The organism is Kluyvera sp., from assembly GCF_047971185.1.
GTDB lineage: Bacteria > Pseudomonadota > Gammaproteobacteria > Enterobacterales > Enterobacteriaceae > Kluyvera.
In genome coordinates this window covers 1-17,994 of the sequence record NZ_JBKDZH010000026.1, presented here as the reverse complement: position 1 = coordinate 17,994, position 17,994 = coordinate 1, and the positions used below count along the sequence as shown (strand labels likewise).

The 17,994-nt window shown below is 54.6% G+C and carries 15 protein-coding genes, 1 tRNA gene and 1 rRNA gene; 8 read left to right on the top strand and 9 right to left on the bottom strand.

All coding sequences use genetic code 11. The features are described from left to right. Nucleotides 1-42 precede the first annotated feature (42 nt). A complete protein-coding gene (gene typA / locus ACK5JN_RS06960) occupies nucleotides 43-1,866 on the bottom strand; it encodes a ribosome-dependent GTPase TypA (protein ID WP_416869486.1) in 1,824 nt (607 codons plus the stop codon). 380 nt (nucleotides 1,867-2,246) lie between these two features. On the opposite strand from typA, the gene glnA reads away from it, so the two are divergent. The 4 genes from glnA to ACK5JN_RS06940 all read left to right on the top strand — a co-directional run bounded on the left by glnA (nucleotide 2,247) and on the right by ACK5JN_RS06940 (nucleotide 6,546). Then, a complete protein-coding gene (glnA, locus tag ACK5JN_RS06955; RefSeq protein ID WP_416869485.1) occupies nucleotides 2,247-3,656 on the top strand; it encodes a glutamate--ammonia ligase in 1,410 nt (469 codons plus the stop codon). A 197-nt stretch (nucleotides 3,657-3,853) separates the two neighbouring features. Continuing rightward, nucleotides 3,854-4,903, top strand: a complete 1,050-nt coding sequence (gene glnL, locus ACK5JN_RS06950) for a nitrogen regulation protein NR(II) (RefSeq protein WP_416869484.1) — start codon at nucleotides 3,854-3,856, stop codon at nucleotides 4,901-4,903. Nucleotides 4,904-4,912: 9 nt separating this feature from the next. Continuing rightward, complete coding sequence (glnG, locus tag ACK5JN_RS06945; RefSeq protein ID WP_416869483.1) at nucleotides 4,913-6,325, top strand: nitrogen regulation protein NR(I); 1,413 nt, start codon at nucleotides 4,913-4,915, stop codon at nucleotides 6,323-6,325. 113 nt (nucleotides 6,326-6,438) lie between these two features. Continuing rightward, on the top strand, nucleotides 6,439-6,546 hold the full coding sequence (locus ACK5JN_RS06940; RefSeq protein WP_416869482.1) for a YshB family small membrane protein: 108 nt from the start codon (nucleotides 6,439-6,441) through the stop codon (nucleotides 6,544-6,546). 79 nt (nucleotides 6,547-6,625) lie between these two features. Here ACK5JN_RS06940 and hemN read toward each other — a convergent pair whose 3' ends face one another. Continuing rightward, nucleotides 6,626-7,999, bottom strand: coding sequence for an oxygen-independent coproporphyrinogen III oxidase (hemN, locus tag ACK5JN_RS06935; protein WP_416869481.1), 1,374 nt, complete (start codon nucleotides 7,997-7,999; stop codon nucleotides 6,626-6,628). A 188-nt stretch (nucleotides 8,000-8,187) separates the two neighbouring features. Further along, nucleotides 8,188-8,706 (bottom strand): Der GTPase-activating protein YihI, encoded by a 519-nt coding sequence (gene yihI / locus ACK5JN_RS06930; RefSeq protein ID WP_416869480.1) that lies wholly within the window; start codon nucleotides 8,704-8,706, stop codon nucleotides 8,188-8,190. 592 nt (nucleotides 8,707-9,298) lie between these two features. On the opposite strand from yihI, the gene yihA reads away from it, so the two are divergent. Further along, nucleotides 9,299-9,934, top strand: coding sequence for a ribosome biogenesis GTP-binding protein YihA/YsxC (gene yihA, locus ACK5JN_RS06925; protein ID WP_249022533.1), 636 nt, complete (start codon nucleotides 9,299-9,301; stop codon nucleotides 9,932-9,934). Nucleotides 9,935-10,306: 372 nt separating this feature from the next. Here yihA and polA read toward each other — a convergent pair whose 3' ends face one another. Next, nucleotides 10,307-13,102, bottom strand: a complete 2,796-nt coding sequence (gene polA / locus ACK5JN_RS06920; protein WP_416869479.1) for a DNA polymerase I — start codon at nucleotides 13,100-13,102, stop codon at nucleotides 10,307-10,309. Between the two features lie 396 nt (nucleotides 13,103-13,498). Here polA and ACK5JN_RS06915 point away from each other — a divergent pair, with 396 nt between their 5' ends. After that, nucleotides 13,499-14,407: an acyltransferase gene (locus tag ACK5JN_RS06915; protein ID WP_416869478.1), complete on the top strand. Its 909-nt coding sequence runs from the start codon at nucleotides 13,499-13,501 to the stop codon at nucleotides 14,405-14,407. 15 nt (nucleotides 14,408-14,422) lie between these two features. Here ACK5JN_RS06915 and dsbA read toward each other — a convergent pair whose 3' ends face one another. From dsbA to ACK5JN_RS06900, 3 genes are all read right to left on the bottom strand, one after another. Continuing rightward, the gene (gene dsbA / locus ACK5JN_RS06910) at nucleotides 14,423-15,046 is read right to left on the bottom strand and encodes a thiol:disulfide interchange protein DsbA (protein WP_163448716.1); all 624 of its coding nucleotides are present in this window, start codon (nucleotides 15,044-15,046) and stop codon (nucleotides 14,423-14,425) included. Nucleotides 15,047-15,073: 27 nt separating this feature from the next. After that, the gene (locus ACK5JN_RS06905) at nucleotides 15,074-16,060 is read right to left on the bottom strand and encodes a serine/threonine protein kinase (RefSeq protein ID WP_416869477.1); all 987 of its coding nucleotides are present in this window, start codon (nucleotides 16,058-16,060) and stop codon (nucleotides 15,074-15,076) included. Nucleotides 16,061-16,135: 75 nt separating this feature from the next. Further along, nucleotides 16,136-16,405 (bottom strand): YihD family protein, encoded by a 270-nt coding sequence (locus ACK5JN_RS06900; protein ID WP_052284157.1) that lies wholly within the window; start codon nucleotides 16,403-16,405, stop codon nucleotides 16,136-16,138. Between the two features lie 69 nt (nucleotides 16,406-16,474). Between ACK5JN_RS06900 and mobA the strand changes: the two genes are divergently transcribed. Then, nucleotides 16,475-17,059 (top strand): molybdenum cofactor guanylyltransferase MobA, encoded by a 585-nt coding sequence (mobA, locus tag ACK5JN_RS06895; RefSeq protein WP_416869476.1) that lies wholly within the window; start codon nucleotides 16,475-16,477, stop codon nucleotides 17,057-17,059. Further along, a complete protein-coding gene (mobB, locus tag ACK5JN_RS06890) occupies nucleotides 17,056-17,580 on the top strand; it encodes a molybdopterin-guanine dinucleotide biosynthesis protein MobB (protein WP_416869475.1) in 525 nt (174 codons plus the stop codon). The genes mobA and mobB overlap by 4 nt, the downstream gene beginning before the upstream one ends. A 166-nt stretch (nucleotides 17,581-17,746) precedes the next feature. Here mobB and rrf read toward each other — a convergent pair. Next, nucleotides 17,747-17,862 (bottom strand): 5S ribosomal RNA (gene rrf, locus ACK5JN_RS06885). 38 nt (nucleotides 17,863-17,900) lie between these two features. Beyond that, nucleotides 17,901-17,976 (bottom strand) — tRNA-Thr (locus ACK5JN_RS06880). Nucleotides 17,977-17,994 lie beyond the last annotated feature (18 nt).

Below are 17,994 nucleotides of genomic sequence, written 5' to 3'. Positions count from 1 at the left end.
CCCGCCATAAGGCAGGGTTTTAGAGGATAAGAAGAGCGTAAATTACTCTTCTTTCTCACCACGCATCGCGCGACGACGGTCGTTTTCCGTCAGGTGACGCTTACGGATACGCATAGACTGCGGAGTCACTTCTACCAGTTCGTCATCATCTATGAAATCCATAGATTGTTCCATAGTCATGATGATAGTCTGAACCAGAATAACTGATTCATCCGAACCAGATGCACGCATGTTGGTCAGTTTCTTACCGGTCAGGCAGTTTACGGTCAGGTCGTTAGAACGGCTGTGAATACCGATGATCTGGCCTTCGTAAACTTCTGCGCCGTGGCCCAGGAACAGCTTACCGCGGTCCTGCAGGCTGAACAGTGCAAACGCAACCGCTATACCCTGACAGTTGGAGATCAGTACGCCGTTCTGACGCTGGCCCACATCGCCCTGACGGATATCGTCGTAGTGGCTGAAGGTGGAGAACAGCAGACCGGTGCCGGAGGGCATGGTCATGAATTCTGAACGGAAGCCGATCAGACCACGGCTTGGGATCACGTAGTCGAGACGTACGCGGCCTTTACCGTCCGGATTCATGTTTTTCAGGTCGCCTTTACGCTCGCCCAGTGCCTGCATGACAGAACCCTGGTGCTGCTCTTCGACGTCCAGCGTTACGTTTTCGTATGGCTCTTGTTTACGGCCATCGATTTCGCGGAAGATAACTTTCGGACGGGATACCGCCAGTTCGAAACCTTCACGACGCATGTTTTCAATCAGAACGGACAGGTGCAGTTCACCACGGCCAGAAACGCGGAACGCATCAGCGTCAGCGGTTTCTTCAACGCGCAGCGCCACGTTGTGCACCAGCTCTTTGTTCAGACGGTCAAGGATCTGACGAGAGGTAACGAACTTACCTTCTTTACCACAGAACGGAGAGGTGTTAACGCAGAAGAACATAGATACGGTCGGTTCATCGACGGACAGTGCCGGCAGCGCTTCGACGTTCTGCGGGTCGCAGATGGTGTCGGAGATGTTCAGCTCGCCCAGACCGGTGATAGCGATAATGTCGCCCGCTTCCGCCAGGGTGCTGTCGATACGCTCCAGACCCAGGTGAGTCAGTACTTTACCGACTTTACCGTTACGGGTTTTGCCTTCGCTATCGATGATAGTGATCTGCTGGTTCGGCTTCACTTTACCGCGTTTGATACGGCCGATGCCGATAACGCCAACGTAGTTGTTGTAGTCCAGCTGGGAGATCTGCATCTGCAGCGGACCATCAAGGTCAACGTCAGGTGCCGGTACATGGTCAACAATCGCCTGGTACAGCGGGGTCATGTCTTCAGCCATGTCTTCGTGATCCAGACCCGCGATACCATTCAGCGCAGAAGCGTAGATGATAGGGAAGTCCAGCTGTTCGTCGGTCGCGTCAAGGTTTACGAACAGGTCGAAGACCTGATCAACAACCCAATCAGGACGCGCGCCCGGACGGTCAACTTTGTTGATGACAACGATTGGCTTCAGGCCGTGAGCAAATGCTTTTTTGGTCACGAAGCGCGTTTGCGGCATCGGGCCATCGAAGGCATCAACTACCAGCAGCACGGAGTCAACCATGGACATAACGCGCTCAACTTCACCACCGAAGTCGGCGTGCCCCGGGGTATCAACGATGTTGATACGGTAGTCATTCCATTTGATAGCGGTGTTTTTTGCGAGGATGGTAATCCCACGCTCTTTCTCCAAATCGTTGGAGTCCATCACACGCTCTTGAGTTTCAGCACGCTCGTCGAACGTACCGGATTGCTGCAGCAGCTTATCAACCAGGGTAGTTTTACCATGGTCAACGTGAGCAATGATGGCGATGTTACGCAAATTTTCGATCACAACTTTGCCTCGGGCATTAGAAATAGCGCGTTATTGTACACGGATTAATCGCACTACAAAACAGGATCACAGAGATCCTCCGCAAACAAGTATCGCAGAGTTTCTTTGTGATCGCTTTCACGGAGCATAAAAAGGGCACCTAATCACAATTTGCACCAATATGGTGCTCAACGCTCGCGTGTAAGCACTATAATGGTGCAATAAGGCTATCATGGTGCAGCCCTTTTGCACTATGGTGCGCATGATAACGCCTTTTGGGGGTGATTTAAAAGTTGGCACAGATTTCGCTTTATATATTTCACGGCAACAACGCCACTTTTAAGCAGTGATTGAAGACCTCGTTACCACGACGACAATGACAAATCCGGGAGATGTAAAGTATGTCCGCTGAACACGTTTTGACGATGCTGAATGAACATGAAGTGAAGTTTGTCGATCTGCGCTTCACCGATACTAAAGGTAAAGAACAGCACGTCACGATTCCTGCTCATCAGGTAAATGCCGAATTCTTTGAAGAAGGCAAAATGTTTGACGGCTCCTCTATCGGTGGCTGGAAAGGCATTAACGAATCTGACATGGTTCTGATGCCGGACGCATCTACCGCTCTCATCGACCCGTTCTATGAAGAATCTACCCTGATTATTCGTTGTGACATCCTGGAACCAGGCACCCTGCAGGGCTACGACCGCGACCCGCGCTCCATCGCGAAACGCGCTGAAGAGTACCTGCGTTCTACCGGCATCGCAGACACCGTACTGTTCGGGCCAGAGCCAGAGTTCTTCCTGTTTGACGACATCCGCTTCGGCGCGTCCATCTCCGGTTCCCACGTCGCTATCGATGACATCGAAGGCGCATGGAACTCCTCCACCAAATATGAAGGTGGTAACAAAGGTCACCGTCCGGGCGTGAAAGGCGGTTACTTCCCGGTTCCTCCGGTAGATTCTTCTCAGGACATCCGTTCTACCATGTGTCTGATCATGGAAGAAATGGGTCTGGTCGTTGAAGCGCACCACCACGAAGTGGCAACCGCTGGCCAGAACGAAATCGCAACCCGCTTCAACACCATGACCAAAAAAGCGGATGAGATTCAGATTTACAAATACGTGGTTCACAACGTTGCGCACCGCTTCGGTAAGACCGCGACCTTTATGCCAAAACCAATGTTCGGCGATAACGGTTCCGGTATGCACTGCCACATGTCCCTGTCCAAGAACGGCGTAAACCTGTTCTCCGGTGACAAATACGCGGGTCTGTCTGAGCAGGCGCTGTACTACATCGGCGGCGTCATTAAACACGCTAAAGCGATCAACGCCCTGGCTAACCCGACCACCAACTCCTACAAGCGTCTGGTCCCGGGTTACGAAGCGCCGGTTATGCTGGCTTACTCTGCCCGTAACCGCTCTGCTTCCATCCGTATTCCGGTGGTTGCTTCTCCGAAAGCGCGTCGTATCGAAGTGCGCTTCCCGGACCCGGCTGCTAACCCGTACCTGTGCTTCGCTGCACTGCTGATGGCTGGCCTTGACGGTATCAAGAACAAGATCCACCCGGGCGAAGCAATGGACAAAAACCTGTACGACCTGCCGCCGGAAGAAGCGAAAGAGATCCCACAGGTTGCAGGTTCTCTGGAAGAAGCACTGAACGCACTGGATGCAGACCGCGAGTTCCTGACGGCAGGTGGCGTATTCACTAATGAAGCGATCGACGCTTACATTACGCTGCGCACCGAAGAGAACGACCGCGTTCGCATGACTCCGCACCCGGTTGAGTTCGAACTGTACTACAGCGTCTAATACGTTTTGAGTTGTACTTTCCCGATAAGGTCGCGTCACATGCTGGCGCGATAATCTGGAATTGAGTTGCCGTGGAAACTTTCAGCCCATCTCAGGATGGGCTTTTTTCTCCACCAACAACCTGATCTTCCGCGCTTTTTACCCGTAAAAAGCTATAATGCACTAAAACGGTGCAAGCCTTTTCAGGAGACTGCTAAATGGCAACAGGCGCGCTGCCCGATGCTGGGCAGACCCTTAACTCGTTAATCAACAGCATCTTACTGGTCGATGACGACCTGGCCGTTCACTACGCGAATCCTGCGGCGCAGCAGCTGTTGGCGCAGAGCGCGCGTAAGCTTTTCGGCACCCCGCTTCCCGAGCTGCTGAGCTATTTCTCGCTCAACGTCGGCTTAATGCAGGAGAGCCTGCAAACGGGCCAGGGGTTCACCGATAACGAAGTGACGCTGGTCATCGACGGTCGCTCGCACATTCTTTCACTCACGGCACAGCGGCTACCTGACGGCTTTATCCTACTGGAAATGGCGCCGATGGATAACCAACGTCGCCTCAGCCAGGAGCAGCTACAGCACGCTCAGCAGATTGCCGCGCGCGATCTGGTGCGTGGCCTTGCCCACGAGATTAAAAACCCGCTGGGTGGCCTACGCGGCGCGGCACAGCTGTTGAGCAAAGCGCTGCCCGACCCGGCATTAACCGAATACACCAACGTCATCATCGAACAGGCCGACCGCTTGCGTAACCTGGTCGACCGCCTGCTTGGCCCGCAGCATCCCGGCACTCACGTGACCGAGAGCATTCATAAGGTGGCCGAGCGCGTGGTGAAGCTGGTATCGATGGAGCTGCCGGAAAACGTCACGCTGGTGCGCGACTACGATCCAAGTCTGCCGGAATTGCCGCACGATCCCGACCAGATTGAGCAGGTTCTTCTTAATATCGTGCGTAACGCGCTTCAGGCCCTGGGGTCGGAAGGGGGCGAAATAGTCCTGCGTACCCGCACCGCTTTTCAGTTAACGCTCCACGGCGTTCGCTACCGCCTGGCCGCCAGAATCGACGTCGAAGATAACGGCCCCGGCATTCCATCACATTTGCAGGATACGCTGTTTTATCCGATGGTCAGCGGGCGCGAAGGTGGCACCGGGCTGGGTCTGTCGATCGCGCGCAGCCTGATCGATCAGCACTCCGGCAAAATTGAATTTACCAGTTGGCCAGGCCATACCGAGTTTTCGGTTTTCCTGCCAATTAAAAAATAAGGTGTGTTTATGCAACGAGGGATAGTCTGGGTCGTTGATGACGATAGTTCCATCCGTTGGGTGCTTGAACGCGCCCTCACCGGCGCAGGGCTGACCTGCACGACGTTTGAAGGCGGGAAAGAGGTGCTGGATGCGCTGGCCACCAAAACCCCCGACGTGCTGATGTCCGATATTCGCATGCCCGGTATGGACGGCCTGGCGCTGCTCACGCAAATCAAGCAGCGTCACCCGATGCTTCCGGTCATCATAATGACGGCGCACTCCGATCTGGACGCCGCCGTCAGCGCCTACCAGCAAGGGGCGATTGATTATCTGCCCAAACCGTTCGATATCGACGAAGCGGTGGCGCTGGTTGAACGCGCTATCAGCCACTATCAGGAGCAGCAGCAGCCGCGTAACGTGCAGGTGGATGGCCCGACGACCGATATTATCGGCGAAGCGCCCGCCATGCAGGATGTATTTCGCATTATCGGCCGCCTCTCCCGTTCGTCGATCAGCGTGCTGATTAACGGCGAGTCGGGTACCGGTAAAGAGCTAGTCGCTCACGCACTGCACCGCCACAGCCCGCGCGTCAAAGCGCCGTTTATCGCGCTGAATATGGCCGCTATTCCCAAAGACCTGATTGAGTCCGAGCTGTTTGGCCACGAGAAGGGAGCCTTTACCGGTGCCAATACCGTGCGTCAGGGGCGTTTTGAGCAGGCCGACGGCGGCACGCTGTTCCTCGATGAAATTGGCGATATGCCGATGGACGTTCAGACTCGTCTGCTGCGCGTGCTGGCCGACGGCCAGTTCTACCGCGTCGGCGGCTATGCGCCGGTGAAGGTCGACGTCCGTATTATCGCGGCCACCCACCAGAATCTGGAGCAGCGCGTGCAGGAGGGCAAGTTCCGTGAGGATCTGTTCCACCGCCTGAACGTGATTCGCGTCCACCTGCCGCCGCTGCGCGAGCGTCGGGAAGACATTCCGCGTCTGGCGCATCACTTCTTACAGGTTGCGGCCCGCGAGCTGGGCGTTGAAGCCAAGCTGCTGCATCCGGAAACCGAAGCGGCCTTAACGCGCCTGGCCTGGCCGGGTAACGTGCGTCAGCTGGAAAACACCTGCCGCTGGCTAACGGTGATGGCCGCCGGGCAAGAAGTATTGATTCAGGATCTGCCGGGCGAGCTGTTTGAAGCCAGTCAACCGGACAGCACCACGGCCGCATCGCTACCGGATAGCTGGGCGACGCTGCTGGCGCAGTGGGCCGATCGCGCGCTGCGTTCCGGTCATCAAAACCTGCTGTCCGAAGCGCAGCCGGAAATGGAACGCACGCTGCTGACCACCGCACTACGCCATACGCAGGGGCATAAACAGGAAGCCGCACGCCTGCTCGGCTGGGGTCGTAATACCCTGACGCGCAAGCTGAAAGAGTTAGGCATGGAGTAAGGCCGCAGTGAAGTGTAAATATTGCTCGATTTGCGCAAGTTGCTGCAATTTTGTACTTTACTGTTCCGATGAGTTAAGTATCATTCTGCCCGCTAATACCGGGGGGAAGAAACATGCTTGAATCATTGATTAATCTGGCGTCGAGCGGTGCGGCCACTCACTCACCGCAAACGGCAATGGCCGCCGTGCTGTGTGCTGCGCTGGTCGGGCTGTTCAGCTAGCCGAATGGCGCTTACGCTTATCCGGCCTACCGTCGATTTGTAGGCCCGGTAAGCGTAGCGCTACCGGGCAATATTATCGCTATATCACCCGCGAGAACTGCTGCATCCGCGCTTTCTGACGCAGGTAGGCGTCAAAGCACATGCAGATGTTGCGAATCAACAGGCGGCCTTTGGCGGTCACCTGAATGCCCTTTTCATCCACGTCCACCAGCCCATCTTTCGCCAGCGGCGCCAGCAGCGCCAGGTCCTCGGCGAAGTAGTCGCTGAAGTTCAGATCCCACTGTGTTTCCACCGCCGCGAAATCAAGGCTGAAGTTGCAGATCAGCGCCTTAATCACGTCACGACGGATGCAGTCATCGCGGGTTAACGCAATGCCGCGCCACAGCGCGTTACCCTGCTCGGCCACCTGCTGATAATACAGCTTCAGCTCTTTCTGGTTCTGCGCGTAGCAGTCGCCAATCATGCTGATGGCGGAGACGCCCATCCCCAGCAGGTCGGTATCGCCCTGGGTGGTATAGCCCTGGAAATTACGATGCAGCACGCCTTCACGCTGGGCTACGGCCAGCTCGTTGTCCGGGCGCGCAAAGTGGTCCATACCGATAAACTGATACCCCGCCTGGGTGAGCGAGTGAATGGTTTCTTGCAGGATATCCAGCTTCTGCTGCGCCGACGGCAGGTCAGCGTCTTTGATTTTGCGCTGAGCGGCGAAGAGCGTCGGCAGGTGCGCGTAGTTAAACACGCTCAGACGGTCAGGGTTCAGCTCGGCGACGCGTTGCAGCGTAAAGGCAAAGCTCTCCGGCGTCTGCTTCGGCAGGCCGTAGATCAGGTCGATGTTGGTCGAGGTAAAGCCGATATCGCGGGCATGGTTGAGCAGCGCGAAAATAAAGTCTTCATCCTGCTCGCGGTTAACCAGGCGCTGTACTTCTTTATTGAAGTCCTGCACGCCCATGCTCAGGCGGTTAAATCCCTCGGCGCGCAGATGGTCGATAACGTCGAGCTCAATTTCACGCGGGTCAACTTCAATGGAGATCTCCGCGTCCGCATCAAAGTGAAAGTTCTCGCGCAGCAGCGTCATCAGGCGGCTGATTTGCGCCTTATTGAGATAGGTTGGCGTGCCGCCGCCCCAGTGCAGCTGGCTGACGTGGCGGCCGGTAAACAGCGGCGCGCGCTGGCGAATTTCCTGTTCCAGCACGTCGAGGTATTGATCGGCCTTGTGCTGCTGGCGGGTGACGATTTTATTGCAGCCGCAGAAATAGCAGAGTTTGTGGCAGAACGGAATATGGACGTACAGCGACAGCGGGCGGTCAGGATAGCGCGCAACGGCGCGCTGGAACTCCGCTTCGCCAAAGGCGTCGGAAAATTCCAGCGCCGTGGGATACGAGGTATAGCGTGGCCCGGAATAGTTATATTTCTGGATCAGGGCCAGATCCCAGTCGATTAACTGCTCAGACATGCTCACTCCTTGCGATGGTGTCGCGAACGACGACGGCTTGCCGGCCTGGCCGCATTACGCAGCATCAGCCGGTTGCGCAGCCAATTTTGACGCCGCGACAACCGTCGTAGTTTAACGAATAACCACCCCAGATAACATACAACCAAAAGGGTTATAAGCAGGACTGGCAGGCCTATCGGGTGCAAACGTTAGTTTCCGCCTCGCAGCAGACGCATCACATCTTCTTTGCCCTCTTCTTCCTCTTCTTCTTCTTCGTCATCATCATACGAGAGGCCGAGTTGCTGCATCAGTTCATCAATGCGATCCAGTTTGGCGTCAACCCAGGTTTGCTCTTCAGCAGTCAGGGTTTCGCCCTCTTCCAGACGTTCCAGCAGCGCGTCCAGGCGCTCATCGTTCTCCAGCATATCCAGCTCAGCCTGCGGTGAAAGCATAGGTTTCTCGCTCTTCGGTTTGTGCTGCTTGACGACTGGTGCGTCGGTCACGCCCAGCGCGATCGGTTTTTTACTACCAATACGAGGATCGGTTTGCTGCTTTTGTTTGTTGGAACCCGATGCACCCTCACTGCCGCTGGCGCGGCTGCCCGGCGCATGGCCACGGTGCTTCTTGTCGCGTTTACGATCGCGAGCTTCCTGGTTCAGCTCTTCGCGCGTTTTACGACGCTGTTTGCCTGGCGCTTTGCTGCGTGGTGCAGAGGTTGGTTTTTTCATGATGTCAGATCTTATAAGCCGTTTTATTCAGTATAGAATTGAGCCGGAATCTAGCAGAAAGCAAACAAAGAAAAAAGGCGACAGAGTAATCTGTCGCCTTTTTTCCTGACTCACAACCCTTAACGGGTTCTACATTCCATGTTTGCTTACAACGCGCCCTGTCTATCCGTTAGCTCTATAACAGTCCCTGTTATTGTTCCCTTTCCCTGCGTAACGTCTCCAGACGTTGGTCATCCTGACAGATTCCGTAGGTCTTCGCCTCCTGGCGTTCCTGACCCCTCATCCTGAGTCTAAATCCTTCTGGCGCCCTTGCCGATGCGTGCTACTTTACCCCGTTGAGTTAAACTAACAAGCAACGAAATGGCGAAAATTGGATAAATAAGATTATTGCCCGCGTGTAATATTATGATTTCAAATAATTTGCATATAATCTCGCCGAAATTCTTTCCTCAATTTCCCATAGCGGATATGGCAAATGTCTTACAAACGGAAGGGCATCGGCTTACAGTTGACGACGCTGGAGTAATTCCAGCCTTTTTTTGCCGATCGGGTATAATCGCCCCCATTGCCTGATTTAACGGAGACGACCGTTTTGACTAACTGGAACTATCAACTGACGCACTTTGTCACCAGCGCGCCAGATATCCGCCACTTACCTTCCGATACCGGAATTGAAGTGGCTTTTGCCGGCCGCTCCAACGCGGGGAAATCCAGCGCCCTGAATACGCTCACCAACCAGAAAAGCCTGGCGCGTACTTCAAAAACGCCGGGCCGTACGCAGCTGATTAACCTGTTTGAAGTGGCCGACGGTAAACGTCTGGTCGACCTGCCGGGCTATGGCTACGCGCAGGTGCCGGAAGAGATGAAAATCAAGTGGCAACGTGCGCTGGGTGAATACCTGGAAAAACGCCTGTGCCTGAAAGGATTAGTGGTACTGATGGATATTCGCCATCCGCTGAAGGACCTCGATCAGCAGATGATCGAGTGGGCCGTCGCCAGCGAAATCCCGGTTCTGGTGCTGTTAACCAAGGCTGACAAACTGGCCAGCGGCGCGCGTAAAGCACAGCTGAATCTGGTGCGCGAAGCGGCGATTGCCTTTAACGGCGACGTGCAGGTTGAAGCGTTTTCTTCGCTGAAAAAGCAGGGTGTGGACAAGCTGCGCCAGAAGCTGGACAGCTGGTTTAACGATATTCCGCCGCAGGAAGATCCTGAAGCAGCCGCAGAGTAACCCGCTCTATGTCCCGGATAGCGGCGCCTGGCGCCCTGTTCCGGGCACGTTCTCTTTCCTCTCTTCCCCTCTTTTTCACGCCCGGCCGACTGTGGCAAAACTTTTCTTTCGCCCAATAAAAAACGCCCCAGTCATTACTGACTGGGGCGGCTAAAATATTCAGCCAAATCCGATTACGTGAAGTAAAAGGTCTGAAAGATAGAACATCTTACCTCTGTACCCTACGAGATTAACTCTACTCTTTTTTACCGCCGACAGAAAGCATTTTTTGTAGTTTTTTTTCACTTGTTACATAACGAATTCTAATGTTCATCACAAAATTAGATAAGTTATGTTGCTTACTTACATAAAACGCCGTTATTCATCGGACACTTAATGAGCTTGATCCCAGTTTTGGCCACTGCCCACTTCCACCAGCAACGGCACGTCCAGCGTGGTGCTGTTTTCCATCAGCTCATGCACCTTCTTCGCCACGGCATCGACATCGTCTTTATGCACCTCAAAGACCAGTTCATCGTGAACCTGCATGATCATGCGCACGCGCGGCTTCTCGGTTTCTAACCAGCCGTCGACGGCAATCATTGCACGTTTGATGATGTCTGCCGCGGTGCCCTGCATCGGGGCGTTAATCGCCGCACGTTCAGCACCGGCGCGGCGCGCGGCGTTACTGGCTTTGATGTCCGGCAGGTACAGACGGCGGCCATCCAGCGTCTCAACATAGCCCTGTTCCTTCGCCTGCGCGCGGGTACGCTCCATATAATCCAGCACGCCAGGGTAACGCTCGAAGTAGAGGTCCATATACTTCTGCGCTTCTTTACGCGGGATATTCAGCTGGCGCGCGAGGCCAAAGGCGCTCATGCCGTAAATCAGGCCAAAGTTGATGGCTTTGGCGCTGCGGCGCTGCTCGCCGGTGACGCTTTCCAGCGGCAGCCCAAAGACTTCCGCCGCCGTTGCGCGGTGGATATCCTTCCCTTCGGCAAACGCCTTCAGCAGGCCTTCGTCACGGGACAGGTGCGCCATGATACGCAGCTCAATCTGCGAGTAGTCGGCAGAGACGATGACGTAATCTTCCGGCGCAATAAACGCCTGGCGAATACGGCGGCCTTCGTCGTTACGTACCGGGATGTTTTGCAGGTTCGGATCGGTTGATGACAGACGCCCGGTCGCGGTAACCGCCTGGTGATAAGAAGTGTGCACGCGGCCGGTTTTCGGGTTGATCATCAGCGGCAGCTTGTCGGTGTAGGTTGACTTCAGTTTGGCCAGCCCACGATATTGGAGGATCACCTTCGGCAGCGGGTAGTCCAGCGCCAGCTCTTCCAGCACTTCTTCAGAAGTAGACGGCGCGCCGCCCGGCGTTTTCTTCAGCGGCTTGATGCCCTGCTTTTCAAACAGGATGGTTTGCAGCTGCTTCGGCGACGAAAGATTAAACTCTTCCCCGGCAATGTCGTAAGCTTTCTGCTCCAGCTCGACCAGACGCTTAGCGATCTCCTGCGAATGCGCATGCAGGACCGCAGGGTCGATCTTCACACCGTTACGCTCAACCCGCGACAGCACCGGCACTAGCGGCATTTCAATCTCGTTGAAAATGCGCAGCGGGCCTTCCGTTTTTTGCAGCTTCGGCCACATTTTCAGGTGCAGCTGTAGCGTCACGTCGGCATCTTCCGCCGCGTAGCGCCCGGCCTCTTCCAGCGCAATCTGGTTAAAGGTCAGCTGGTTTTTACCCTTGCCGGCAATCTCTTCAAAAGTGATCGTTTTGTGCTTCAGCCAGCGGTCGGAGAGGCTGTCCATATCGTGACGCCCGGCCACGCTGTCCAGCGTGTAGGACTCCAGCATGGTGTCGTAGGCAATCCCGCGCAGCTCGATGCCGTAGTTGGCGAGAATACCGCGATCGTACTTAAGGTTTTGCCCCACCTTCAGCAGCTTATCGTCTTCCAGCAGCGGCTTTAGCAGCTCAAGCACGCGTTCGCGGGCGATCTGATCCGGGGCATCCAGATAGTCGTGGGCGACCGGTACGTAAGCGGCCAGGCCCGGTTCAATCGCAAACGAGAGGCCAACCATATTGGCGGAGATGTTATCCAGGCTGTCGGTTTCCGTATCGAAAGCAAACAGCGGCGCCTTTTTCAGCTTCTCAATCCAGCTCACCAGGGTGGCTTCATCGAGAATGGTGACATAGTTTTCTGACGAGAGCGTGGAGGCGACTTCTTCGACCTCTACCTCTACGTCTGCCACTATCGCTTTGCCCGCCGGTTTCACCGCGGGCTTCGACCCTTTGGCCTGCATCCACGTACCGGCTTCAACGTCGGTGATCCAGCGTTTAAATTCGTATTTCTTAAACAGCGTTAACAGTTCGTCTGCTGCCGGTGCTGCCACGGTCAGCTGTTCACAGCCGAGATCCAGCTCGACGTCGGTTTTAATGGTCGCCAGCTTGTAGGAGAGGTAGGCCAGCTCTTTATTCTGCTCCAGCTTCGCCGCCATGGTTTTCGCGCCGCGGAAGGTCAGCCCGGCGATTTTGTCCGGCTCACCGTACAGCGTATCCAGGCCGCCAAGGCCCTGCAGCAGCGCCTGCGCCGTCTTCTCACCCACGCCTGGTACGCCCGGGATGTTATCCGAGGAGTCGCCCATCAGCGCGAGGAAATCGATAATCAGCTCCGGCGGGACACCGTATTTGGTGACCACTTCTTCCGGGCCAAGGATGGTGTTGGTCATGGTGTTGATGAGCGTAATGCCTGGCGTCACTAGCTGCGCCATGTCTTTATCCCCGGTGCTGATCAGCACCGGACGGCCCGCTTTTTCCGCTTCACGCGCCAGAGTGCCGATCACGTCATCCGCTTCCACGCCGGAAACGGCCAGCAGCGGCAGCCCCATTGCTTTTACCATCGTGTGCAGCGGTTCAATTTGCGCGCGCAAATCGTCCGGCATCGGCGGACGATGGGATTTGTAGTGCTCAAACAGTTCATCACGGAAGGTTTTCCCCTTCGCATCAAATACCACCGCGGCATGGGTAGGCTGATATTGCAGAATCAGGCTGCGCAGCATGTTCAGCACGCCGTACATCGCGCCGGTCGGCTCGCCCGCGCGGTTAGTCAGCGGCGGGAATGCGTGATATGCCCGGTAGAGATAAGAGGATCCATCAACGAGGATAAGAGGGTTTTCTGGGATCTGAACCATAATTTCCGTGCCTGTTTATCAGATTATGGGTAAAGGATGCCACAGACGGCATGAAAACATGAATTTTTCCCCTAAATAAGGCGAAAAGATTTCACGATCTTCGTGATCGCACGCAAAACAAATTGTGGATAACTTTGTGAATAGTTTTATTTTACTTATAACAAAGGATATGTAACCGGCAGTTAAATTAAAAATAATCCATAATTTTCAATGCATTAAAATTGGATCGCAGCAATAAATAGCGATCTGGCGATAATTCACACTGTGTGGATAGACATATTGACTATTTTTCTCATCGGGTAAGACCCATCATTTAGCGCGTTTTCTGGTAAAATCAGCGCCTTGTGCTCGTTTATATGTGCGCGTTAAATAACTAACTATCTGAATAAAAACACTATGTCGAGATTGCTCGCTGCGATAACGCTGCCCATAAGTATCGCACTCACTATTTTAGTGACTATTTTATGTTCCGTGCCGATTATTCTCGCCGGGCTCATAAAACTCATTTTGCCTATCCCGTTCATCTGGCGCTCGGTCTCAGTATTCTGCAATTTTATGATGTACTGCTGGTGCGAAGGGCTGGCCGCGCTGCTGCATCTCAATCCCTGGCTGAAGTGGGATATTCAGGGACTGGAGACGCTCAGCAAGAAAAACTGGTACCTGCTTATCTGTAATCACCACAGCTGGGCCGACATCGTGGTGCTGTGCGTGATTTTCCGCAAGCATATCCCGATGAACAAGTACTTTCTTAAGCAGCAGCTGGCGTGGGTACCCTTTATGGGGCTGGCATGCTGGGCGCTGGACATGCCGTTTATGCGCCGTTACTCCCGCAGCTATCTGATCCGTCACCCGGAACGCCGCGGCAAAGATGTCGAAACCACCCGCCGCTCCTGCGAGAAATTCCGCGCTCACCCAACGACCATTGTGAACTTTGTTGAAGGTTCACGCTTCACGCCAGAAAAACGTCGGCAAACGCGGTCGCCGTATAACAATCTGCTGCCGCCTAAGGCGGCAGGTATCGCGATGGCGCTCAACGTATTGGGGACGCAGTTCGACAAGCTGCTGGATGTGACGCTGTGCTATCCGGAAAACGACAGGACGCCGTTTTACGATATGCTGAGCGGTAAGCTGACGCGAATCGTGGTGCGCGTGAATCTGCGCCCGATTGATCCGGATTTGCACGGTGATTATGTCGGAGATAAGAACTTTAAGCGTCGCTTCCAGCTGTGGCTGAATGCGCTGTGGGAAGAGAAAGATAAACAGATTGACGCAACGAAAGCAGAATACAAAAACGCCGGTCAGTGACCGGCGTTTTCATTTTTATTTCTTCTCAACGAGCTGCTTCACGGTGTCTGCGTACTGGGCAACGAAGACATCCATGTTGCTGGTGTCCATACCCTGCGGGTTCAGCTGATATTTGCCGTTAACAAACATCGCCGGTACGCCCTGCAGCTGCAGATCGGATGCGGCTTTTTCCTGCTGTGCGACCAGTGATTTCACCACGAAGCTGTTCCAGGCGGCATCGTAATCTTCACCCTTCACGCCCGCGTCGGTGAACACCTTGCGAATATCCGCAACGGTCTGCACGGTCTGGTTTTTCTGTACGGCTTCGAACATCGGCGCGGTGATCTGATCTTCAACGCCCAGCGCCATCGCTACTGCCCACGCCTGAGTCAGGTCTTTACCCAGCGGGCCCAGGAACTCAACATGGTATTTGGTCATTTTGGTGCCTTCCGGCAGTTTTTTCTTCACGTTGTCAGAAACGTGCAGCACTTCTTCAAACTGATAGCAATGCGGGCAGTAGAAGGAGAAGAACTCCAGCACCTGCGGCTCACCTGCAACCGGCTTATCGATCGTAACGTATTGTTTGCCGTCGGTAATCTGGGCAGCGGATGCGCTGAATGCCAGAATCATACCTGCCAGCGCAAGCCAAACCTTTTTCATAACTCACTCTCTCCTGACTGTGTCGAATTAATACATTGGCGTTAACTGAAGCGGCGGTTCCTGAAGAACCTTTACCTGCTCCTCAAAAGTAGCGATCTGCCGATGCCAGAAATCTTCCCCGGTTAGCCAGGGAAAATTTTTCGGAAATGCAGGGTCATCCCAACGCCTGATTATCCAGGCAAGATAATAAACCAACCGCATTGCACGTAAAGGCTCTATCAGCGGCAATTCGTCTGAATTAAAGCTGCTGAACTCTTCGTAGGCCTCTACGATGGTTTCAAGCTGCATACGTCTCTCGGTAAGCGAGCCGTTAAGCAGCATCCATAGGTCCTGAACCGCCGGGCCGTTGCGCGCATCGTCGAGATCGACAAACAGCGGGCCATCGCGCCACAGAATGTTGCCGGCGTGGCAATCTCCGTGCAGGCGTAGCGCGTCAAAACGCCCGTGCCACAGCCCCATCACCGCATCAATCAGGTTATCGGTGGCCTTCAGGAAACGGTCTTTTAAACCGGCAGGGATCAGCGCGGAATGCTCGAATACTTCACGGGGTTCAAGCAGATACTCTTTCACGCCGATAGACGGGCGGGCGACAAAGCGAGATTTACGCCCGGTCTGATGCAGACGCCCCAGATAACGCCCCACCCATTCCATCTGATCCAGACTATCGGACTCAAACTGGCGGCCACCCAGGCTTGGGAAGACGGCAAAATAAAAACCTTCGTGGGTCAGCAGCGTCTGGTCATTGAAGATAATCGGAGCCGCGACCGGCACCTCATCCTGAACCAGCTCCAGCGCGAACTGGTGTTCTTCGAGAATCTGCGCCGCCGACCAGCGCTCCGGACGATAGAACTTCACCACCATGCGGCGGCGGTCTTCATCCTGAAACTGGTAAACCCGGTTCTCGTAGCTGTTTAGTGGGGTGAGACCAGAATCAACCCGAATACCCTGCTCGAACAGGGCATCGATAATGGTATCCGGGTGGAGAGTCTGGAAAGTGAAAGCCTTGTCGTTCATCCTGACATCCGAAAACGATACGAATGATTCAGGATATCATTTCGCGAGGGCTTGAGCGGCTCTGCTTACAACCTTTTACTCTTTAATCACTCCGCGCGCGCGCAGCAGCGCGGTTTTGAAGTCTTCTTCATAATCTTTCTGAATGCCCGGAATGACCGCGTCTTTCGCGGAATCACGCATTTTGAGATGGTAGATCAGAATATCGTCCGTTAAATCGGCCAATTCGCCGTCATAGCCTGACTCCTTGGCCAGTTTCTGCAAAAATTGCATTAAATTCAGCTCCGGCTCTTTTTGCCAGGCTGGCTGGAGGAGTTCAATAACTTCATTCAGACGTTTACATTTCATGGTCGTGCTCCTTACGCTTGATATGAACACGTTAGCAGGGTAAACCCCACAATAAAAGAGGCGATAGTGGTGAATGCAGAGAGCCCGATAACCGGCGTGGTGCTGGCAGGTGGTAAAGCCTCCCGAATGGGAGGGCAGGATAAAGGGCTAATGGTGCTCAACGGCAAGCCGCTGTGGCGACACGTGGCTGATAGCCTGCATACGCAGGTTCATCAGGTGATCATCAACGCCAATCGCAATCTGGAAACGTATCGCGCAAGCGGGCTTCCAGTCCTTGCCGATACGTTACCGGACTTTCCTGGGCCGCTGGCCGGTATGCTTTCGGTGATGCAACAAACTGCCGATGAGTGGTTTTTGTTTTGCCCGTGCGATACGCCGTTTATTCCGGACGCGCTCGCCGCTCGCCTGGCGGCGAAACGTCATCAGGCAGCCGTGGTGTGGGTTCACGATGGCGAACGCGACCACCCGGCTATTGTACTGGTCCACCGAAGCCTGGCCCCGCTGATTGCTGATTATCTGGCTAAGGGCGAAAGGCGAGTGATGGTGTTTATGCGCCAGGCTGGCGGCCATTCGGTAGATTTTAGCGACATGAAGAGTGCATTTCGCAACATCAATACCCTCGAGGATTTGCAGCATAACGAGGATAAATCATGATCCCGTTACTCGCGATTGCCGCCTGGAGCGGAACAGGAAAGACCACGCTGCTGAAAAAGCTGATCCCGGCTCTTTGTGCGCGCGGGATTCAGCCAGGGCTGATTAAGCATACCCATCATGATATGGATATCGATAAACCGGGTAAAGATAGCTACGAGCTGCGTAAAGCCGGGGCAGCACAGACGCTGGTTGCCAGTCAGCAGCGCTGGGCGTTAATGACGGAAACACCGGAGCAGGAAGCGTTGGATCTGGCATGGCTGGTGAGTCGGATGGATGCATCAAAGCTGGATCTGGTGCTGGTAGAAGGCTTTAAGCATGAGTCCGTGGCCAAGATCGTTCTGTTCCGCAACGACGCTGGGCACGATGTGAACCAGCTGGCGATCGATGAGCATACGATCGCTGTAGCCAGCGATATTGCGCTGGATGTTGGCGTGCCGGTACTTGATTTGAACGATGTTGATGGGATTGTGGCGTTTATCGTAGCAACGTTAGGGTTAACTGCCGCCCCGGCGTCGGCGTGAACGCCTCTTCCGGGCTACGCGGGCGTTTCGCCCGCAATATGACCAACGTCATCACCGTCCGGTAGCCCGGGCGAGCGCCAGCGACCCCGGGATTTCCACCGTATTTTCATTTTCCACAGACGCAAAATAGCCCATCCGTCATGATGGGCTTCTTCACTTATTTGATACCTGGCAGTTCCCTACTCTCGCATGGGGAGACCCCACACTACCATCTGAGCTACGGAGTTTCAATTCTGAGTTAGGCATGGGGTCAGGTGGGACCAACGCGCTACAGCCGCCAGACAAATACTTTTCTAAGTGCCGAACTTTAACCGAAAAACTGGTGCTGATACCCAGAGTCGAACTGGGGACCTCACCCTTACCAAGGGTGCGCTCTACCAACTGAGCCATATCAGCACACTAAATTTGATGCCT